This window comes from Pseudomonas sp. KH_040 (assembly GCF_057839305.1).
In genome coordinates this window covers 1283318-1301455 of record NZ_CM174487.1, presented here as the reverse complement: position 1 = coordinate 1301455, position 18138 = coordinate 1283318, and the positions used below count along the sequence as shown (strand labels likewise).

The window sequence follows — 18138 nt, the reverse complement described above, 5'->3', positions numbered from 1 at the left end:
CGCCCTATCGATTAAAAAACTTCCGGGCACCACCCTAAGCACCTTGTCAATCAATATGGATATTGATCATGCACCATTACCCCTTCGTCAAAATGCGCAGTCGCAACTTCACCTCGGGAGAACGTCACAAGCGTTCTATCGTCTGTTCCAACCGGTTATGGGACAACGCCAGTACGGTAACTTTTTCGTTCATGGAGGATTTACCCGATGAATTGGCCTACCGGGTCGAACGGATAATTCGTCAATGGGAGCCCTTTGTCAGCCTGACATTTGCCCTGGTCGAACAAGGCCTGGGACAGATCCGTATCGCCCTGAACGGCGAAGCGAACTGGTCGGAAATCGGCACCGAAGCGTTGGAAGTCGATCCAGAAGAACCTACGCTGGTCATCCAGACTGAACCGCAACACCCGCTGTTTGAAGCCACGCTGCTGCATGAGTTCGGACATGCACTGGGGTTTCATCATGCCCATCTGCATCCCGATGCCAATATTCCATGGGATATAGAAGCTGTGTACAAGTACTTCAGCGAAACTCAGGGCTGGAACCGCGAAGAAATTGAACTGAATATCTTCCGCCTCGACAGTTGCGACATTACTTCCAGAGGAGAATACGACAGCCTTTCCATCTTGCATTATCCGGCACCCAACTTTCTGACCCACGGCAACTTCGAGATTGCCTTCAACCTGAAACTCAGTGAACGGGACAAACGCCTGGCCAAAAAAAGTTATCCGGCCATTGATTATCAAGCTCAGGTTATTTGACCTGCCCCAAGTTGGCCTCGCTCAAATCCAGATCGGCCAACACTTCTCGGAGAACGTCATCACCTATCTGATGCTGACGACTGAGACTATAGAGCTCCAGGCGCTGCGCCCTCAGCGCCTTCAAGCGCAGGCGACGCTCAAGCAGATCCATCTGGAACGCCAGGGCCTGCGCTTCGGCGGAATCGTTGAAGACATCCAGTTGATGGCGATACTCGGACATGATCCGCGCCTTCAGCTCGGCTGACAGAGCGGCTTGAGCAGCGTCCTGCGGGGTAGTTTCTTCGGTTTCGAGCGCGTGAATCGCCGCCTCTGCGGTTTTACGCCACGCGTCGCGCACTTCCTGGCGCCGTTTGTCATCCGGACTTTTCTCGATGCCGCGCAACAACAGCGGCAGCGCGATGCACGCCGAAATCAGCGACAGCAAAATAACCCCGGCAGCAATGAAGATCAGCAGATCACGCTCGGGAAACGCCTCCGCCCCCATCAACATCGGCACCGACATCACGCCGGCCAGCGTCACCGCACCGCGCACACCGCCGACGGTCAGCAGCCAGCAGGAGCGCGCGGTCGGCACTTGCGTCAGATCACCCTTACCGCGCAAACGCCGCAGCAATACCGATAAACGCCAGATGCTCTGCACCCAGATAAATCGCAGTAATACCAGCGCGAGGAAAATCGCCACTACATCCAAGCAACGGTAAAACAACGTCGGCCACAGCGTCGGCTCGTGGCTGACCACGGCTTTGATGATGTCCGGCAATTGCAGGCCGAGCAGGAGGAAAATCAGCCCGTTGAAAGCGAACTCCAGCAGCGACCAGACACTGCGATTAAGCAAGCGAGTGCTGGTCTGTCGTGGCAGCAGATCGAGCCAGCTCTGCATCATCCCCGCCGCCACGGCCGAGAGAATGCCCGACACGCCAAGACGTTCGGCCAATACATAAGCGGCGAACGGCAACAGCAACATGAACACAACGTGCGTCGCGGGATCGTCCCAACCGCGAGCGATCATCCACGCCCGCAAGCGCCCGACCAGCCAGCTCAATGCCACACCGACCGCCAGTCCGCCGAGCGCCACCACGACAAAGGTCAGGCTGGCGTTGGTCAGCGAGAACACGCCCGTGATGGCCGCCACCAGGGCGAACTTGAAGGTCACCAAACCCGAGGCATCGTTCATCAGCGCCTCGCCCTGCAATATATGCATCAGCGGGGTCGGCAAGCGATTTTGCGAAATGGCCGACACCGCCACGGCGTCCGTAGGCGACAACACTGCCGCCAGGGCGAAGGCCACCGGCAGCGGAATTGACGGCAATAACCAATGAATGAAGTAGCCGGCGCCGACCACGGTGAACAGCACTAGTCCCACCGCCAGCGTAAGGATCGGCCCGCGCAGGTGCCAGAACTCGCGCTTGGGCATGCGCCAGCCGTCGGAGAACAACAATGGCGGCAGAAACAGAAACAGGAACAATTCGGGATCGAGGGCCACGTGCAGCCCCAGCGTCGGCCAGGCGAGCAAGGCGCCGGCGGCAATCTGGACCAGTGGCAGCGGCAGCGGGATGACCCGTCCGACCAGACGCGAGACGCTGACCAGCATCAGCAGGATGAGGACGGTGTAAGCAGTTTGCATAAAGCGGAAATCTCAGACAATCGACAGCGTTGAACTGCCATATTAGCCGCTTAGGCTGTGTCTGACCGTTGCACCTATGTCGCACGCCCGCAACGCAGTCCCCTTGTGGGAGCGAGCCTGCTCGCGAATGCGGTTGATCAATCAACACTCAATTGACTGAAGCGGCCCCTTCGCGAGCAGGCTCGCTCCCACAGGTTTTGCAGCGTTACGACAACCGTGGCCGACGAAACCGTTTGGTCATGGCATAATCCGACACCATTTTTCTCCAGCACCTGTAAAGGGGGCGATTCCTTGACCGTTTCAAGTAAAACGTTGCACCTTTTCGGCATCAAAGCCTGCGACACCATGAAGAAGGCGCGCACCTGGCTCGATGAACACGCTGTCAGCTACGACTTTCACGACTACAAGACCGCCGGCATCGACCGTGAGCACCTGACCCAATGGTGTGACGAACATGGCTGGCAAACGGTGTTGAACCGTGCAGGCACGACCTTTCGCAAACTCGACGACGAACGTAAAGCCGATCTCGACCAGTCGAAAGCCATCGAACTGATGCTCGCTCAACCCTCGATGATCAAGCGCCCGGTGCTCGATTTCGGTGACCGAACCCTGATTGGCTTCAAGCCAGATATCTACGCGGCCGCTCTGAAGTAAGCAGCCCGTCACTCTTTGTAGAGGTGTATTTACATGTCCAATTCCCTGTTCAGCATCGCCTTTGGTGTCGGCACTCAGAACCGTCAAGGCGCGTGGCTGGAAGTGTTCTACGCACAGCCACTGCTCAACCCATCGGCCGAACTGGTCGCCGCTGTTGCGCCGATCCTCGGTTATACCGAAGGCAACCAGGCCATTACCTTCACCACCGCTCAGGCTGCGCAACTGGCTGAAGCCGTAAAAGGCATCGACGCCGTGCAAGGCAAGCTGTTGACCCGTCTGGCCGAAAGCCACAAGCCGCTGGTCGCCACCCTGCTGGCAGAAGACTCGCAACTGACCTCGACACCTGAGGCTTACCTCAAGCTGCATCTGCTGTCGCACCGTCTGGTCAAGCCGCACGGCGTGAGCCTGGCCGGTATCTTCCCGTTGCTGCCGAACGTTGCCTGGACCAGCCAGGGCGCCATCGACCTGAGCGAACTGGCGGAAATGCAACTGGAAGCGCGTCTGCGCGGCGAGTTGCTGGAAGTATTCTCGGTGGACAAGTTCCCGAAAATGACCGACTACGTGGTTCCGGCTGGCGTGCGTATCGCTGACGCCGCGCGTCTGCGTCTGGGCGCTTACGTCGGTGAAGGCACCACCGTGATGCACGAAGGTTTCATCAACTTCAACGCCGGCACCGAAGGCCCGGGCATGATCGAAGGCCGCGTTTCCGCTGGCGTATTCGTCGGCAAGGGTTCGGACCTGGGCGGCGGTTGCTCGACCATGGGCACCCTGTCGGGCGGCGGCAACATCGTGATCAAGGTCGGCGAAGGCTGCCTGATCGGCGCCAACGCCGGTATCGGTATCCCGTTGGGCGACCGCAACACCGTTGAGTCGGGCCTGTACGTGACGGCCGGCACCAAGGTGGCGCTGCTCGACGAAAACAACAATCTGGTCAAGGTTGTGAAGGCGCGTGAGCTGGCCGGTCAGACTGACCTGCTGTTCCGTCGCAATTCGGAAACCGGTGCTGTGGAGTGCAAAACCCACAAATCGGCGATCGAACTGAACGAAGCGCTGCACGCTCACAACTAAGTGCTTGAATAATCCATTGTAGGAGTGAGCCTGCTCGCGATGCTTTTAGCGCCCTCACGGACGCCATCGCGAGCAGGCTCACTCCTACAGGATTTGGCGTACATCCCGCCCCTCTTCACCAGGGCTAAAAACTGTGATGATTCCCTCCCCGTGGCGTGCCGATTTCCCGGCCATCGCCGCGCTGCAACGGCAAGACCAGACCTATCTGGACAACGCCGCCACCACGCAAAAACCCCAGGCCCTGCTCGACGCACTGACGCATTACTACGCCAACGGCGCGGCCAATGTGCATCGTGCGCAACACCTGCCCGGCGCCCATGCCACGCAGGCGTTCGAGGACAGTCGGCTGAAGGTTGCCCAGTGGCTGAATGCCGGTGACAGCGGGCAGATCATCTTTACCCATGGCGCCACCAGTGCGCTGAACCTCCTGGCGTATGGCCTGGAACATCTTTTCCACCCTGGCGATGAAATTGTCATTAGCGCCCTGGAGCATCACGCCAACCTGCTGCCGTGGCAGCAACTGGCCCAACGGCGAAGTCTCAAACTGGTGATCCTGCCGCTGGATGCCGACGGCCTGATCGACCTTGCTGCCGCTGTGCATTTGATAGGCCCGCGCACGCGATTGCTGGCAGTCAGTCAGTTGTCCAACGTGCTCGGCGCGTGGCAGCCATTGCCGGCGTTGCTGGGCATGGCCAAGGCGCAGAACGCGCTGACCGTGGTCGATGGCGCGCAAGGCGTGGTGCATGGTCGGCATGACGTGCAGGCGCTGGGTTGCGACTTTTATGTATTTTCCAGCCACAAGCTCTATGGGCCTGATGGCCTTGGCGTGCTGTTCGGGCGCAATGCCGCACTTGAGCAGCTGAAGCCCTGGCAGTTCGGCGGCGAAATGGTCCTGGAAGCCAACTATCACGACTCGCGCTTTCGCCCTGCGCCGCTGGGTTTCGAGGCCGGTACGCCGCCGATTGCCAGTGTCATCGGCCTTGGCGCCACGCTGGATTATCTGGCGGGTCTGGATCAGGACGCTGTGTCTGCCCATGAAGCCGCGTTGCATGACTATTTGCTGCATGGACTCGCGGCGCGTAACGGCATTCGTCTGCTCGGCAAGCCGCAATTGGCGCTGGCGAGTTTCGTCGTTGAAGGTGTGCACAACGCTGATTTGGCGCACTTGCTGACTGAGCAAGGCATTGCCGTGCGCGCCGGGCATCATTGCGCGATGCCGCTGCTGAAAAGCTTTGAGCTGGCCGGGGCGATTCGTGTGTCACTGGCGCTGTACAACGATTCGGAAGATCTGGAGCGCTTTTTTGAAGCGCTGGATCAGGCGCTGGAGTTGTTGCGATGAGCTTGCCGCTCGAAGCCGCCGAGGCGCTGCAGACTTTTCAAAACGCGGCCGGCTGGGAACAGCGGGCGCGGTTGTTGATGCAGTTTGGTGATCGTCTGACAGCGCTCAGCGATGCGGACAAGTGCGAGGCTAACCGGGTGCATGGCTGTGAGAGTCAGGTGTGGCTGGTTGGGGAGTTGCGTGACGGTCACTGGCAATTTGCGGCGAGTAGCGATGCGCGGATGATTCGCGGGTTGGTGGCGTTGCTCTTGTTGCGGGTAAATGGCTTGTCGGGCGCTGATCTGAAGCAAATTGATTTGCCGGACTGGTTCAATCAGCTCGGCCTTTCGCGGCAGCTATCGCCATCGCGCAGCAATGGCCTCAATGCAGTGCTCCAGCGAATGAATGAGTTGGCTGGTTAATCGCCATCGCTGGCAAGCCAGCTCCCACAGGGTTCTATGGTGTTCATAGATGCAGTGAACTTACCCAATACCTGTGGGAGCTGGCTTGCCAGCGATGAGGGCATAAGCCCCAGCATCAAGCCTGAGGTTTAACTCGGTCAGCCGGACGCCGAACCCCCGCAACAATCTTGTCCACAGCCTTGGTCGCCGCGACCATGCCAAACGTCGCCGTGACCATCATCACCGCGCCAAATCCACCCGCGCAGTCCAGCTTCACACCGTCGCCGACAAAGCTCTTCTGCAAACAAATGCTGCCATCCGGCTTCGGATAACGCAGTTGCTCCGTGGAAAACACACACGGCACGCTGTAATGCCGAGTCACGGTGCGCGAAAAACCATAATCGCGACGCAACGTCGAGCGCACTTTCGAGGCCAACGGGTCGTTGAACGTACGGTTGAGATCACACACCTGAATCAGCGTCGGATCGATCTGCCCGCCCGCGCCGCCCGTGGTAATGATCTGGATCTTGCGGCGCTTGCACCAGGCGATCAGCGCAGCCTTGGCGTTGACCGCGTCGATGCAGTCAATCACGCAGTCGATGTTCGGCGTGATGTATTCAGCCATGGTCTCGCGGGTGACGAAATCCGCCACGGCGTGCACGGTGCAATCCGGGTTGATCCCGCGCAGGCGCTCGGCCATCACCTCGACCTTGGGTTTGCCGACGGTGCTGTCCAGCGCGTGCAACTGACGGTTGGCGTTGCTGACGCAGACGTCATCGAGATCGAACAGCGAAATCTCACCGACACCACAACGGGCCATGGCTTCCGCCGCCCAGGAACCGACGCCACCGACGCCGACGATCGCCACATGGGCCGCGCGCAAACGCGCCAGGCCTTCGATGCCATACAAACGGGCGATGCCTGCAAACCGCGGATCTTCTGTACTCATGACCATTACCCCAAAAACCGGCGCGCATTATAGGGCTACACAGCGACAAGTTTTAAGCTTCGCGCTACAAGTGTAAGAACTTAAGTCAAAGTCGGCTGCCCAATGTCGGGCATTTCCCTGTCTGATGTACGACTTGTGAACTGCCGGTGTAGGATGCGCGCCCCTCGGGCGTCTAGCCGACCGATCCTCCGTTCCACAGCCTTTGGAACCCGAAATAGCTATGTCATCGCGTAAATTTGGACTCAACCTGGTGGTGGTTCTGGCAATCGCCGCCCTGTTCACCGGTTTCTGGGCGCTGATCAATCGCCCGGTTTCGGCGCCGAACTGGCCGGAGCAGATCTCCGGTTTCTCCTACTCGCCGTTCCAGCAGGGACAATATCCGCAGAAGGATCAGTATCCGACTGACGACGAAATGCGCCGCGATCTGGAGATCATGAGCAAGCTGACGGATAACATCCGCATCTACTCGGTGGACGGCTCGCTGGGAGACATCCCGAAACTGGCTGAAGAGTTCGGCCTTCGGGTCACCCTCGGCATCTGGATCAGTCCGGATCAGGAACGCAACGAACGGGAAATCACCAAAGCCATCGAACTGGCCAATACGTCACGCAGCGTGGTTCGCGTTGTCGTGGGTAACGAAGCGCTATTTCGTGAAGAAATCACCCCAGAGGCATTGATCGTTCTTCTCGATCGCGTGCGTGCAGCCGTGAAAGTACCGGTCACCACGTCCGAGCAATGGCACATCTGGGAGAAATACCCACAACTGGCCAAGCACGTTGACCTGATTGCCGCGCACGTTCTGCCGTACTGGGAATTCATCCCCGTCGACAAGGCCGGGCAGTTCGTTTTCGACCGCGCCCGCGACCTGAAAAAGCTGTTCCCGAAAAAACCGCTGCTGCTCTCCGAGGTCGGCTGGCCGAGCAACGGTCGCATGCGCGGTGGCGCCGATGCGTCGCCGGCAGATCAAGCGATCTACCTGCGCACCCTGGTCAACAAGCTCAATCGCCAGGGCTTCAACTACTTCGTGATCGAAGCGTTCGACCAGCCGTGGAAGGCCAGCGACGAAGGTTCGGTCGGCGCCTACTGGGGCGTGTTCAACGCCGCGCGTCAGCAGAAATTCAACTTCGAAGGCCCGGTCGTGGCGATCCCGCAATGGCGCGTGCTGGCAATCGGTTCGGTGGTGCTGGCGCTGTTGTCGCTGACCTTGCTGATGATCGACGGCTCGGCCCTGCGTCAACGTGGGCGGATCTTCCTGACCTTTATCGCGTTTCTTTGCGGTTCGGTATTGGTGTGGATCGGTTACGACTACAGCCTGCAATACAGCACATGGTTCAGTTTGACGGTCGGATTCCTCTTAGCGCTCGGCGCGCTCGGGGTGTTTATCGTCTTGCTGACGGAGGCGCATGAGCTGGCCGAAGCGGTGTGGATTCACAAGCGTCGGCGCGAGTTCCTGCCGGTCGAGGGCGATTCCAGCTATCGGCCGAAAGTTTCGATCCACGTGCCGTGCTACAACGAGCCGCCGGAGATGGTCAAACAGACCCTCGACGCCCTCGCCGCCCTCGATTATCCGGACTACGAAGTCCTGATCATCGACAACAACACCAAGGATCCGGCGGTGTGGGAACCGGTGCGCGACTACTGCGCAACCCTCGGCCCGCGCTTCAAGTTCTTCCACGTCTCGCCCCTGGCCGGTTTCAAGGGCGGCGCGCTGAACTACCTGATCCCGCACACCGCCAAAGATGCCGAAGTGATCGCCGTGATCGACTCCGATTACTGCGTGCACCCGAACTGGCTCAAGCACATGGTGCCGCACTTCGCCGACCCGAAAATCGCTGTGGTGCAGTCGCCGCAGGATTATCGCGACCAGAACGAAAGCACCTTCAAAAAGCTTTGCTACGCCGAATACAAAGGCTTCTTCCACATCGGCATGGTTACTCGTAACGACCGTGACGCGATCATTCAGCACGGCACTATGACCATGACCCGGCGTTCGGTTCTGGAAGAATTGGGCTGGGCCGACTGGTGCATCTGTGAGGACGCCGAACTCGGTCTGCGCGTGTTCGAGAAAGGCCTGTCGGCGGCGTATTACCACGACAGCTACGGCAAGGGGCTGATGCCGGATACGTTTATCGACTTCAAGAAGCAGCGTTTCCGTTGGGCCTACGGTGCGATCCAGATCATCAAGCGTCACACCGGCAGCCTGCTGCGCGGCAAGGACACCGAACTGACGCGCGGCCAGCGTTACCACTTCCTCGCGGGCTGGTTGCCGTGGGTCGCGGATGGCATGAACATCTTCTTCACCGTCGGCGCTTTGTTGTGGTCGGCGGCGATGATCATCGTGCCGCAACGAGTCGATCCGCCGCTGCTGATCTTCGCGATTCCGCCTCTGGCTCTGTTCGTGTTCAAGGTCGGCAAGATCATCTTCCTCTACCGTCGCGCCGTTGGCGTGAACCTGAAAGATGCATTCTGCGCGGCGCTGGCCGGGCTGGCGTTGTCGCACACCATCGCCAAAGCGGTGCTGTACGGCTTCTTCACCAGCAGCATTCCGTTCTTCCGCACGCCGAAAAACGCCGACAACCATGGCTTCTGGGTGGCGATTTCCGAGGCGCGGGAAGAGCTGTTCATCATGCTGCTGTTGTGGGGCGCGGCGCTGGGGATCTTCTTGGTCAACGGCATGCCGAGCAACGACATGCGTTTCTGGGTGGTGATGTTGCTGGTGCAGTCGCTGCCGTATCTGGCAGCACTGATCATGGCGTTCCTGTCGTCGTTGCCGAAACCTGCGGCCAAGCCTGAGCCGGCAGCTGCATAATCGGTAACGGATAACGTCAAACGGCGGCCTTCGGGCCGCCGTTTTGCTTTAGAATGACCGCCTTTTTCAATGCCAACAAACTCGGTAGGAGCTGCCGAAGGCTGCGATCTTTTGATCTTGCTGTTGATTTTAAAAAACAAAATCAAAAGATCGCAGCCTTCGGCAGCTCCTACAGGTTTACCGTGCGCACCCGGAGTTATTTACATGACGGCCCACGCCGACCTTTCGCCGACCCTCCAACTCGCCATCGACCTGATCCGCCGTCCGTCCGTGACGCCGGTCGACGCCGATTGCCAGAAGCAGATGATGCAGCGCCTGGGCGATGCCGGTTTCACTCTCGAGCCGATGCGCATCGAAGATGTGGATAACTTCTGGGCGACCCACGGCAGCAACGACGGCCCGGTGCTGTGCTTCGCTGGCCACACCGACGTGGTGCCGACCGGTCCGGTGACCGCGTGGCAGATCGACCCGTTCAACGCGGTGATCGACGAACACGGCATGCTCTGCGGCCGTGGCGCGGCAGACATGAAAGGCAGCCTAGCGTCGATGACCGTTGCCGCCGAGCGCTTTGTCGCCGACTACCCGAACCACAAGGGCAAGGTCGCGTTCCTGATCACCAGCGACGAAGAAGGCCCGGCACACCACGGCACTAAGGCTGTGGTCGAGCGTCTGGCGGCACGCAACGAGCGTCTGGACTGGTGCATCGTCGGCGAACCGTCGAGCACCACTCTGGTCGGCGACGTGGTTAAGAACGGCCGTCGCGGCTCGCTGGGCGCCAAGCTCACGGTCAAAGGCATTCAGGGTCACGTCGCCTATCCGCATCTGGCCAAAAACCCGATCCACCTCGCCGCTCCAGCGCTGGCCGAACTGGCCGCCGAGCATTGGGATCACGGCAACGATTTCTTCCCGCCGACCAGCTTCCAGATCTCCAACGTCAACTCCGGCACCGGCGCGACCAACGTGATTCCAGGTGATCTGGTGGCGGTGTTCAACTTCCGTTTCTCCACCGAATCGACCGTTGAAGGCCTGCAGAAGCGTGTGGCCGATATTCTCGACAAGCACGATCTGGACTGGCACATCGACTGGGCGCTGTCCGGCCTGCCGTTCCTCACCGAACCGGGCGCACTGCTCGATGCGGTGTCCGCGAGCATCAAGGACATCACCGGTCGCGAGACCAAAGCGTCCACCAGCGGCGGTACTTCCGATGGCCGCTTCATTGCGACCATGGGCACGCAGGTGGTTGAACTGGGGCCGGTCAACGCGACCATTCACCAGGTCAACGAACGCGTGCTGGCAGCCGATCTCGACGTACTGACCGAGATCTACTACCAGACCCTGATCAAGTTGCTCGCCTGATGCTTGCTTGCCCCATTTGCAGTGAACCGCTGAATACAGTGGACAACGGCGTGGTCTGCCCCGCCGGCCACCGCTTCGACCGCGCGCGGCAGGGTTATCTGAACCTGCTGCCGGTGCAACACAAGAACAGCCGCGACCCTGGTGACAACCAGGCCATGGTCGAGGCGCGCCGTGACTTCCTGAACGCCGGCCATTACGCGCCGGTGGCCAAGCGTCTGGCCGAACTGGCAGCGAGTTATGCGCCAGATCGCTGGGTCGACATCGGTTGTGGCGAGGGGTATTACACCGCGCAAATCGCCGAGGCCTTGCCGAACGCTGATGGCTACGCGCTGGACATCTCCCGCGAAGCAGTCAAACGCGCCTGCAAACGTAATCCGGCGATTAGCTGGTTGATCGCCAGCATGGCCCGCGTGCCGTTGGCGTCGGGCAGTTGCCAGTTTCTCGCCAGTGTTTTCAGTCCGCTGGACTGGGAGGAAGCCAAGCGTCTGCTCAGTGTCGGCGGCGGTCTGATGAAAGTCGGCCCGACCAGCGGCCACCTGATGGAATTGCGCGAACGCCTGTACGACGAAGTGCGCGAATACACCGACGACAAGCACCTGGCCCTGGTGCCGGAAGGCATGGCGCTGGCGCACAGTGAAACCCTGGAATTCAAACTGACACTGGACAAGCCCGAGGATCGCGCCAACCTGTTGGCGATGACACCCCACGGCTGGCGCGCCAGTGCCGAGCGTCGCGCGGCGGTGATCGAACAGGCCGAGCCGTTCGAGACCACCGTGTCGATGCGCTACGATTATTTCGTTCTTCAATAACTTTTGGTCTCGGGCGATTGCCCGGGGCCGGCTAAATCCGCGAATGGATTTTTCAGACCCGCAGTGAGGACATCCATGCGCCAACCGGATATCGAGATTTACCTGAAAGACGCCGACGTCGACCACAAGGCCATTTCGGCCTGGCTGGGCGCCGCGTTGGGCCCGTGCAGTGACTGGGTACAGAAAGGCCAGACCTACAAGTGCAAGGCCGGCAACGTGCCGGTGACCTGGCTACCGAAAGCGGTGGGCAAATGGAACAGCCTGTACCTGGAAAGCGACCAGACGCCGTGGGACGACGACATCGCCTGCGCCCGCGCCGCATTCGCTGCGCTGAACGTGGAAGTGCGTTGCGCACCGGGCACGTGGGTTGAAGAAGAAGGCGAGGAAACGGCGGATCGCTGGATGCGCATCAGCGCCGATGGTGAAGAAGAAATCACCTGGAAAACCGCCTGATACTGATCGTTCCCACGCTCCGCGTGGGAATGCAGCCAGGGACGCTCTGCGTCCCAATGCGGACGCGGAGCGTCCGTTGAGGCGTTCCCACGCAGAGCGTGGGAACGATCATTACAGGCCTACAACATCCTCAGCCTGCAAACCCTTCTCGCCAGTAATCACCGCGTATTCGACCTGCTGGCCTTCAGTCAGCGACCGATGCCCTTCGCCGCGAATCGCGCGGTAGTGCACGAACACGTCCACCCCGTCTTCGCGCTGGATAAAGCCGTAGCCCTTGGCGTCGTTGAACCACTTCACGTTGCCGGTTTCACGTGTTGCCATCTGTTCATACTCCTTTTTTATTATTGGACAGGCTTTTCGCAGGAAAGCCTTTGCGGAACGTCAGCCTGCGCCCGACGTCCATAAATGGGCCCCGGCGACAGACCGCCGAGTATATGACAGGCGCGAAAACTCTCAACAGGAGATTACTTCGCCGCTTTTTTGCCGATTTTCGGTGAATACGGCAAACTGTCGACCTCCCGAGCAACCGCTCGGTTTTATTCACTCATGCAGAAGCCGTATGACCCGTTCCCCGTTCCGCCGTCTTGTGTTTGGCACCTTGCGCCGACTGTTGTATCTCTGGGTTCGCTCGGAGACGATCAACCAGTCGTCGTTCACCCTCAACCTCGACCGCAGTCGTCCGGTGTTCTACGTCCTGCAAAACCCTTCGCTGACCGATCTGGCCGTGCTCGACACCGAGTGCACCAAGGCCGGCCTGCCGCGTCCGGTACTGCCGGTGTCGGTGGGTTCGCTGATCGAACCGGCGGCGTTTTTCTACCTGACGCCGGACCCAGACTGGCTCGGCCGCCAGGACAAACGCGGTGCGCCGCCGACCCTGACCCGTCTGGTCAGCGCCCTCACCCAGAACGCTGCCGAAGACGCGCAGATCATCCCGGTCAGCGTGTTCTGGGGTCAGTCGCCGGACAGCGAAAACAGTCCGTGGAAGCTATTGTTCGCCGACAGCTGGGCCGTCACCGGGCGCCTGCGTCGACTGCTGAGCATCATCGTCCTCGGCCGCAAGACCCGCGTGCAGTTCTCCGCGCCGATCCATCTGCGCGAATTGATCGAGCACAACAAGGGCCACGAACGCACCGTGCGCATGGCCCAGCGCATTCTGCGTGTGCACTTCCGCAACCTGAAAGCAGCGGTCATCGGCCCGGACATTTCCCACCGCCGTAACCTGGTCAAAGGTCTGCTCAACCAGCCATTGGTCAAGCAAGCGATCCTCGACGAAGCCGAGCGCGAAAACATCTCCCCGGAGAAAGCCAAGGCCCAGGCCTTGCGCTACGGCAACGAGATCGCCTCGGACTACACCTACACCGCGATCCGTTTCCTCGAAGTGGTGCTGAGCTGGTTCTGGAACAAGATTTACGACGGCATCAAGGTCAACCACATCGAAGGCGTGCAGAAGGTCGCCCAGGGTCACGAAGTGATCTACGTGCCGTGCCACCGCAGCCACATCGACTACCTGCTGCTCTCCTACCTGCTGTTCCGCAACGGCCTGACCCCGCCGCACATCGCCGCCGGGATCAACTTGAACATGCCGGTGATCGGCAGCCTGCTGCGCCGTGGCGGCGCGTTCTTCATGCGCCGCACGTTCAAGGGCAATCCGCTGTACACCTCGGTGTTCAACGAATACCTGCACACGCTGTTCACCAAAGGCTTCCCGGTCGAGTACTTCGTCGAGGGCGGCCGCTCGCGCACCGGGCGCATGTTGCAACCGAAAACCGGGATGCTCGCGATTACGATGCGCAGCTTCCTGCGTTCGTCGCGGATGCCGATCGTGTTTGTGCCGGTGTACATCGGTTATGAGCGCGTGCTTGAGGGGCGTACCTATCTGGGCGAACTTCGCGGGGCAAGCAAGAAAAAAGAATCGATCTTCGACATTTTCAAAGTCATCGGCGCGCTCAAGCAGCGTTTCGGTCAGGTCGCGGTGAACTTCGGCGAACCGATCAAACTCGCAGAATTCCTCGACGCCGAGCAACCGGACTGGCGCCAGCAGGAACTCGGGCCGCAGTACAAGCCGGCGTGGCTCAACGAAACCACCAATCGCCTTGGCGAGAAAGTCGCGCAGCATCTCAACGAAGCCGCCGCGATCAACCCGGTCAATCTGGTGGCGCTGGCGCTGCTGTCGACTACACGTCTGGCGCTGGATGATCGCGCCATGGCGCGGGTGCTGGATCTGTATCTGGCGCTGCTGCGCAAAGTCCCGTACTCGCCGCACACCACACTGCCGGAAGGCGACGGCCGGGCGCTGATCGAGCATGTGAAGGACATGGACCTGCTCGCCGAGCAGAACGATGCGCTGGGCAAGATTCTCTATCTGGACGAGCAGAACGCCGTCCTGATGACCTACTACCGCAACAACGTGCTGCACATCTTCGCGCTGCCGGCGCTGCTGGCGAGCTTCTTCCAGAGCACCTCGCGCATGAGCCGCGAGCAGATCCTGCGCTACACCCGCGCGCTGTATCCGTACCTGCAATCGGAACTGTTCATTCGCTGGACGCTGGACGAACTGGACGGTGTGGTCGATCAGTGGCTGGAAGCGTTCGTCGAGCAAGGCCTGCTGCGTTTCGAGAAAGATGTGTACCTGCGCCCGGCGCCAAGTTCGCGGCATTTCGTCCTGCTGACGCTGCTGTCGAAGAGCATCGCCCAGACCTTGCAGCGCTTCTACATGACCGTGTCGTTGCTGCTCAACAGCGGCCAGAACAGCATCAGCGCCGAAGAGCTGGAAGACCTCTGCACGGTCATGGCCCAGCGCCTGTCGATCCTCCACGGCCTCAACGCCCCGGAGTTCTTCGACAAGAGCCTGTTCCGCCACTTCATCCAGACCCTGCTCGACCTCGACGTGCTGCGTCGCGACGAGGCCGGCAAACTGAGTTACCACGAACTGCTCGGCGAACTCGCCGAAGGTGCTGCCAAACGTGTGTTGCCGGCGGAGATTCGTTTGTCGATCCGTCAAGTCGCGCTGCATCGCAGTGAAGACGCTGCAGATCAGGTCGTCGCCCAACCCGAGACCTGATGTAAACCTGGTGGGAGTGACGGTGCGACGATTCGACTTGCTCGCGAAGACGGCGTGTCAGACAACTGAAATGTTGAATGCTAAACCGCCTTCGCGAGCAAGCTCGCTCCCACAATGAAAAGGAGAACTTCCGATGCAAAAACTCACCCTGCTCGCCGCTGCCACACTGCTGAGCGCCTGCCAATCGACCACCCCCGCTGGCAAAGTCGGCCTCGACGGTGAAGTGTTCTACCTGCAGCGCATCGCTCTGCCACCGAGCGCGACCCTAAGCGTCAGCCTGCAAGACGTTTCATTGGCCGACGCGCCAGCCGTCGTATTGGACGAGCAAAAAGGCCAGGTCAAAGGCCAGGTGCCGCTGCCTTTCCACCTGAGCTACGACCCGGCGCAGGTCAAACCCGGCCATCGCTATTCGGTCAGCGCGCGCATCGAAGTCAATGGTGAGCTGATGTTCATCACCACCGAAAACCATGCCGTGCAACTCGACGGTAACGACCCGCAGCCGCTGAAAATCCGCGTCGACGCCGTTCGTTAATTCATTTTCCGCAGCCCTTTTCCGCAACAAGGAAGCCGCCATGCTCCGCCCTACCCTTCGCTTCGCCGGCCTGTGCGCAGGCCTGATGATCTCCGCCAGCGCGCTGGCCCTGTCGCTCAGTGACCTGTCGCAAAAAGACGCCACCGGCGGTCTCAAGGATGCTCTGACCCAAGGCGCACAAATCGCCGTCAAACAACTGGGCACACCCGGCGGTTTCAGCAACAACCCCGACGTGAAGATCGAACTGCCGGGCAAACTCGGCAAAGCCGCGAGCAAGATGAAAGCCTTCGGCATGGGCGCCCAGGTTGAAGAACTGGAAACCGCGATGAACAAGGCTGCCGAATCCGCTGTGACTCAGGCCCAGCCAATCCTCGTCGACGCCGTGAAGAAAATGAGCGTGGCAGACGCCAAAGGCATCCTCAGCGGCGGCAAGGATTCGGCCACGCAATACCTCGACAAATCCAGCCGCGAACAGATCCGCGCCAAGTTCCTGCCGATCGTCAAACAGGCGACCGACAAGGTTGGCGTAGCGCAGAAGTACAACTCGTTCGCTGGTCAGGCTGCTGCGTTTGGCGTTGTCGATGCGAAGAGCGCCAACGTTGAAAACTACGTCACCGAACAAGCGCTGAATGGCCTGTTCGAGATGATCGGCAAACAGGAAGAAACCATCCGCCAGAACCCGGCCGCTGCGGCGACCAGTCTGGCGAAGAAGGTGTTCGGCACACTCTAAACAGCCACGACACGGGGGCGAATCAATTCGCTCCCGTGCTTCCCTCCACGTAAAGGACTACGTAAAAAGAACACCCACTCCCGCCCCATCTTCCTTCTCTCCAAAAGCTGCAATTGGTCCAGCCCCTCCAGAACCGAAGTCGCCTCGTTATACGAGCAACCAAAATTTTCCGCCAAATTGCCTGCCGTGAACTCCTTAGCCTCCCCGCTTTTTGCCGCCTGATACACCGCGCGCTGTATTTCCGTCATCTGATCGAAGTAGCCAGAATTCGTCAGCCAGCGCTCGAACTCTTCGGTGTAGGCCACGCTCTTGCGGTAAACATCGGAAAACCCAAGCACCGCACGCTGGATCACCGAACACTGGAACTCGATGAAATAAGTCAGATCCAGCTCATCCGCCTCGGTATGCAGGTATGAGCGTCCATATTTCACCGGCGCATTACGCAGTAACAAACTGATCGCTATGTAGCGAAACGCCGCAAATTCATTCTTGAACATGAACCAGTAAAACAACGCCCTGGCGACTCGCCCATTGCCGTCGCGAAAGGGATGTTCGTAGCCCAAGGCAAAATGCAGTGTGATCGCCTTGATCAGTGGATGCAGGTAGCTCGTCTCTTGCGGTGAGCCTTCGGGCAGGTTGATCCAGTGCGACAGTCGCTCAAGCCGCGACACCAATCCTGCTGCAGGTGGCGGCCGGTGCACCGTATTGCCCGCCCCGTCCTGGACGACCACCTCGTCATTGGTCCTGAACACCCCAGGGGAATACTGCTCGTCATCGATACCCTCGACCCCCACCCGATGAATCGCCGCAATCAAATCCACGCTCAAGGGTTCGTAACGTCTCTCCCAGGCAAAATTCATCATCCGGTAATTACCCATCACCATGCGTTCATCCGGAGTGCGGGGCTGGCGCTGCTGCTTGAGCATGTCCTTGGCCACACGCGTAGTCGTCGCAGCGCCTTCCAACTGGCTACTGGCAATCGCTTCATCTTCGATAAGATCATTGAGCAGATAACTGAAATGCGCCCGTTCGCCAATCTGGCTGGTCATGTACTCCAGCGCAGCCGTACTGGCCTGTCGATCGACGATGGAGATGGTCTTCTGCGCCAGCGGCGTCAACAGATACTTCCCCCACTGCACAGGCTCGCCCAGTGGCAGAAGGTTAATGTGCTGGGCAGCCCGTGCCTTCTTGACCAAGGCCCAACAGAGCTTGGCATCCAGCCCTGGCGCCCAGCGATAACGCAACGCTTCAAATGGCAGATAACGACCTTGATCATCGAGCGGCTTGAGCAGCGCAAGATAATCCTCCAGACGATGTTTGTGGGGCGGGCGCACCAACAAGTCGAAAACGGGGTCGGTTCTGCCTTTCAATGCTGGCGGCTTTTTCATCAAGACAAACTCAGGAACGCTGGAAGCAGAGGCTGGAGTACAGCATCCGAGGCACCAAGGCTCAATATCGGAGGTTTCTGAAAAAGATGTAGGAAGTGGCTGAGGTAGAGCGGACTACGGGTAATCAGCTAGAAACTGGTCGGCAGTCAGCCCGCCATCGCTGGCAAGCCAGCTCCCACAATTGGCTTGGGTGTATGCAGGTAGAGATTGGGCGGCTGTCAGGAC

Annotated in this window: 16 protein-coding genes; 12 read left to right on the top strand and 4 right to left on the bottom strand. The window is 59.7% G+C overall.

Features of this window, described 5'->3' with window-relative positions; translation table 11 throughout:
- Positions 1 to 68 precede the first annotated feature (68 nt).
- Positions 69 to 761, top strand: a complete 693-nt coding sequence (locus AC3IUF_RS05670) for a M12 family metallopeptidase (protein WP_489280601.1) — start codon at positions 69 to 71, stop codon at positions 759 to 761.
- Here the strand turns inward: AC3IUF_RS05670 and AC3IUF_RS05665 are convergent.
- Complete coding sequence (locus tag AC3IUF_RS05665; RefSeq protein WP_007908861.1) at positions 754 to 2385, bottom strand: Na+/H+ antiporter; 1632 nt, start codon at positions 2383 to 2385, stop codon at positions 754 to 756. The two genes, AC3IUF_RS05670 and AC3IUF_RS05665, sit on opposite strands and share 8 nt — an antisense overlap.
- A gap of 291 nt (positions 2386 to 2676) precedes the next feature.
- Here AC3IUF_RS05665 and AC3IUF_RS05660 point away from each other — a divergent pair, with 291 nt between their 5' ends.
- The 4 genes from AC3IUF_RS05660 to AC3IUF_RS05645 all read left to right on the top strand — a co-directional run bounded on the left by AC3IUF_RS05660 (position 2677) and on the right by AC3IUF_RS05645 (position 5847).
- Positions 2677 to 3039 (top strand): ArsC family reductase, encoded by a 363-nt coding sequence (locus AC3IUF_RS05660; RefSeq protein ID WP_489280599.1) that lies wholly within the window; start codon positions 2677 to 2679, stop codon positions 3037 to 3039.
- A gap of 33 nt (positions 3040 to 3072) precedes the next feature.
- Positions 3073 to 4107: a 2,3,4,5-tetrahydropyridine-2,6-dicarboxylate N-succinyltransferase gene (gene dapD, locus AC3IUF_RS05655; RefSeq protein WP_007949650.1), complete on the top strand. Its 1035-nt coding sequence runs from the start codon at positions 3073 to 3075 to the stop codon at positions 4105 to 4107.
- A 133-nt stretch (positions 4108 to 4240) separates the two neighbouring features.
- A complete protein-coding gene (locus tag AC3IUF_RS05650) occupies positions 4241 to 5446 on the top strand; it encodes an aminotransferase class V-fold PLP-dependent enzyme (RefSeq protein ID WP_123374593.1) in 1206 nt (401 codons plus the stop codon).
- Positions 5443 to 5847, top strand: a complete 405-nt coding sequence (locus AC3IUF_RS05645) for a SufE family protein (RefSeq protein ID WP_123374592.1) — start codon at positions 5443 to 5445, stop codon at positions 5845 to 5847. The genes AC3IUF_RS05650 and AC3IUF_RS05645 overlap by 4 nt, the downstream gene beginning before the upstream one ends.
- Before the next feature lie 115 nt (positions 5848 to 5962).
- Here AC3IUF_RS05645 and tcdA read toward each other — a convergent pair whose 3' ends face one another.
- On the bottom strand, positions 5963 to 6781 hold the full coding sequence (gene tcdA, locus AC3IUF_RS05640) for a tRNA cyclic N6-threonylcarbamoyladenosine(37) synthase TcdA (protein WP_007908865.1): 819 nt from the start codon (positions 6779 to 6781) through the stop codon (positions 5963 to 5965).
- 214 nt (positions 6782 to 6995) lie between these two features.
- Between tcdA and AC3IUF_RS05635 the strand changes: the two genes are divergently transcribed.
- The 4 genes from AC3IUF_RS05635 to AC3IUF_RS05620 all read left to right on the top strand — a co-directional run bounded on the left by AC3IUF_RS05635 (position 6996) and on the right by AC3IUF_RS05620 (position 12202).
- The gene (locus AC3IUF_RS05635) at positions 6996 to 9584 is read left to right on the top strand and encodes a glycosyltransferase (RefSeq protein WP_007908866.1); all 2589 of its coding nucleotides are present in this window, start codon (positions 6996 to 6998) and stop codon (positions 9582 to 9584) included.
- Between the two features lie 204 nt (positions 9585 to 9788).
- On the top strand, positions 9789 to 10940 hold the full coding sequence (dapE, locus tag AC3IUF_RS05630) for a succinyl-diaminopimelate desuccinylase (RefSeq protein WP_007908867.1): 1152 nt from the start codon (positions 9789 to 9791) through the stop codon (positions 10938 to 10940).
- Entirely contained in the window at positions 10940 to 11749 is an 810-nt protein-coding gene (locus tag AC3IUF_RS05625) for a putative RNA methyltransferase (protein ID WP_007908868.1), read from the top strand. Before dapE ends, AC3IUF_RS05625 begins: the two co-directional genes overlap by 1 nt.
- Before the next feature lie 75 nt (positions 11750 to 11824).
- A complete protein-coding gene (locus AC3IUF_RS05620; protein ID WP_007908869.1) occupies positions 11825 to 12202 on the top strand; it encodes a hypothetical protein in 378 nt (125 codons plus the stop codon).
- 111 nt (positions 12203 to 12313) lie between these two features.
- Here the strand turns inward: AC3IUF_RS05620 and AC3IUF_RS05615 are convergent, their stop codons facing one another.
- Positions 12314 to 12523 carry a cold-shock protein gene (locus AC3IUF_RS05615; RefSeq protein ID WP_007908870.1) on the bottom strand — a complete coding sequence of 70 codons (210 nt, stop codon included), beginning with the start codon at positions 12521 to 12523 and terminating at the stop codon, positions 12314 to 12316.
- Between the two features lie 238 nt (positions 12524 to 12761).
- On the opposite strand from AC3IUF_RS05615, the gene plsB reads away from it, so the two are divergent.
- From plsB to AC3IUF_RS05600, 3 genes are all read left to right on the top strand, one after another.
- Positions 12762 to 15263 (top strand): glycerol-3-phosphate 1-O-acyltransferase PlsB, encoded by a 2502-nt coding sequence (plsB, locus tag AC3IUF_RS05610; RefSeq protein WP_007908871.1) that lies wholly within the window; start codon positions 12762 to 12764, stop codon positions 15261 to 15263.
- Between the two features lie 133 nt (positions 15264 to 15396).
- Entirely contained in the window at positions 15397 to 15795 is a 399-nt protein-coding gene (locus AC3IUF_RS05605) for a YbaY family lipoprotein (RefSeq protein WP_095112527.1), read from the top strand.
- Between the two features lie 40 nt (positions 15796 to 15835).
- On the top strand, positions 15836 to 16525 hold the full coding sequence (locus tag AC3IUF_RS05600; protein WP_007908873.1) for a DUF4197 domain-containing protein: 690 nt from the start codon (positions 15836 to 15838) through the stop codon (positions 16523 to 16525).
- Here the strand turns inward: AC3IUF_RS05600 and AC3IUF_RS05595 are convergent.
- The gene (locus tag AC3IUF_RS05595; protein WP_007950297.1) at positions 16522 to 17913 is read right to left on the bottom strand and encodes a Fic family protein; all 1392 of its coding nucleotides are present in this window, start codon (positions 17911 to 17913) and stop codon (positions 16522 to 16524) included. The two genes, AC3IUF_RS05600 and AC3IUF_RS05595, sit on opposite strands and share 4 nt — an antisense overlap.
- Positions 17914 to 18138: the final 225 nt, after the last annotated feature.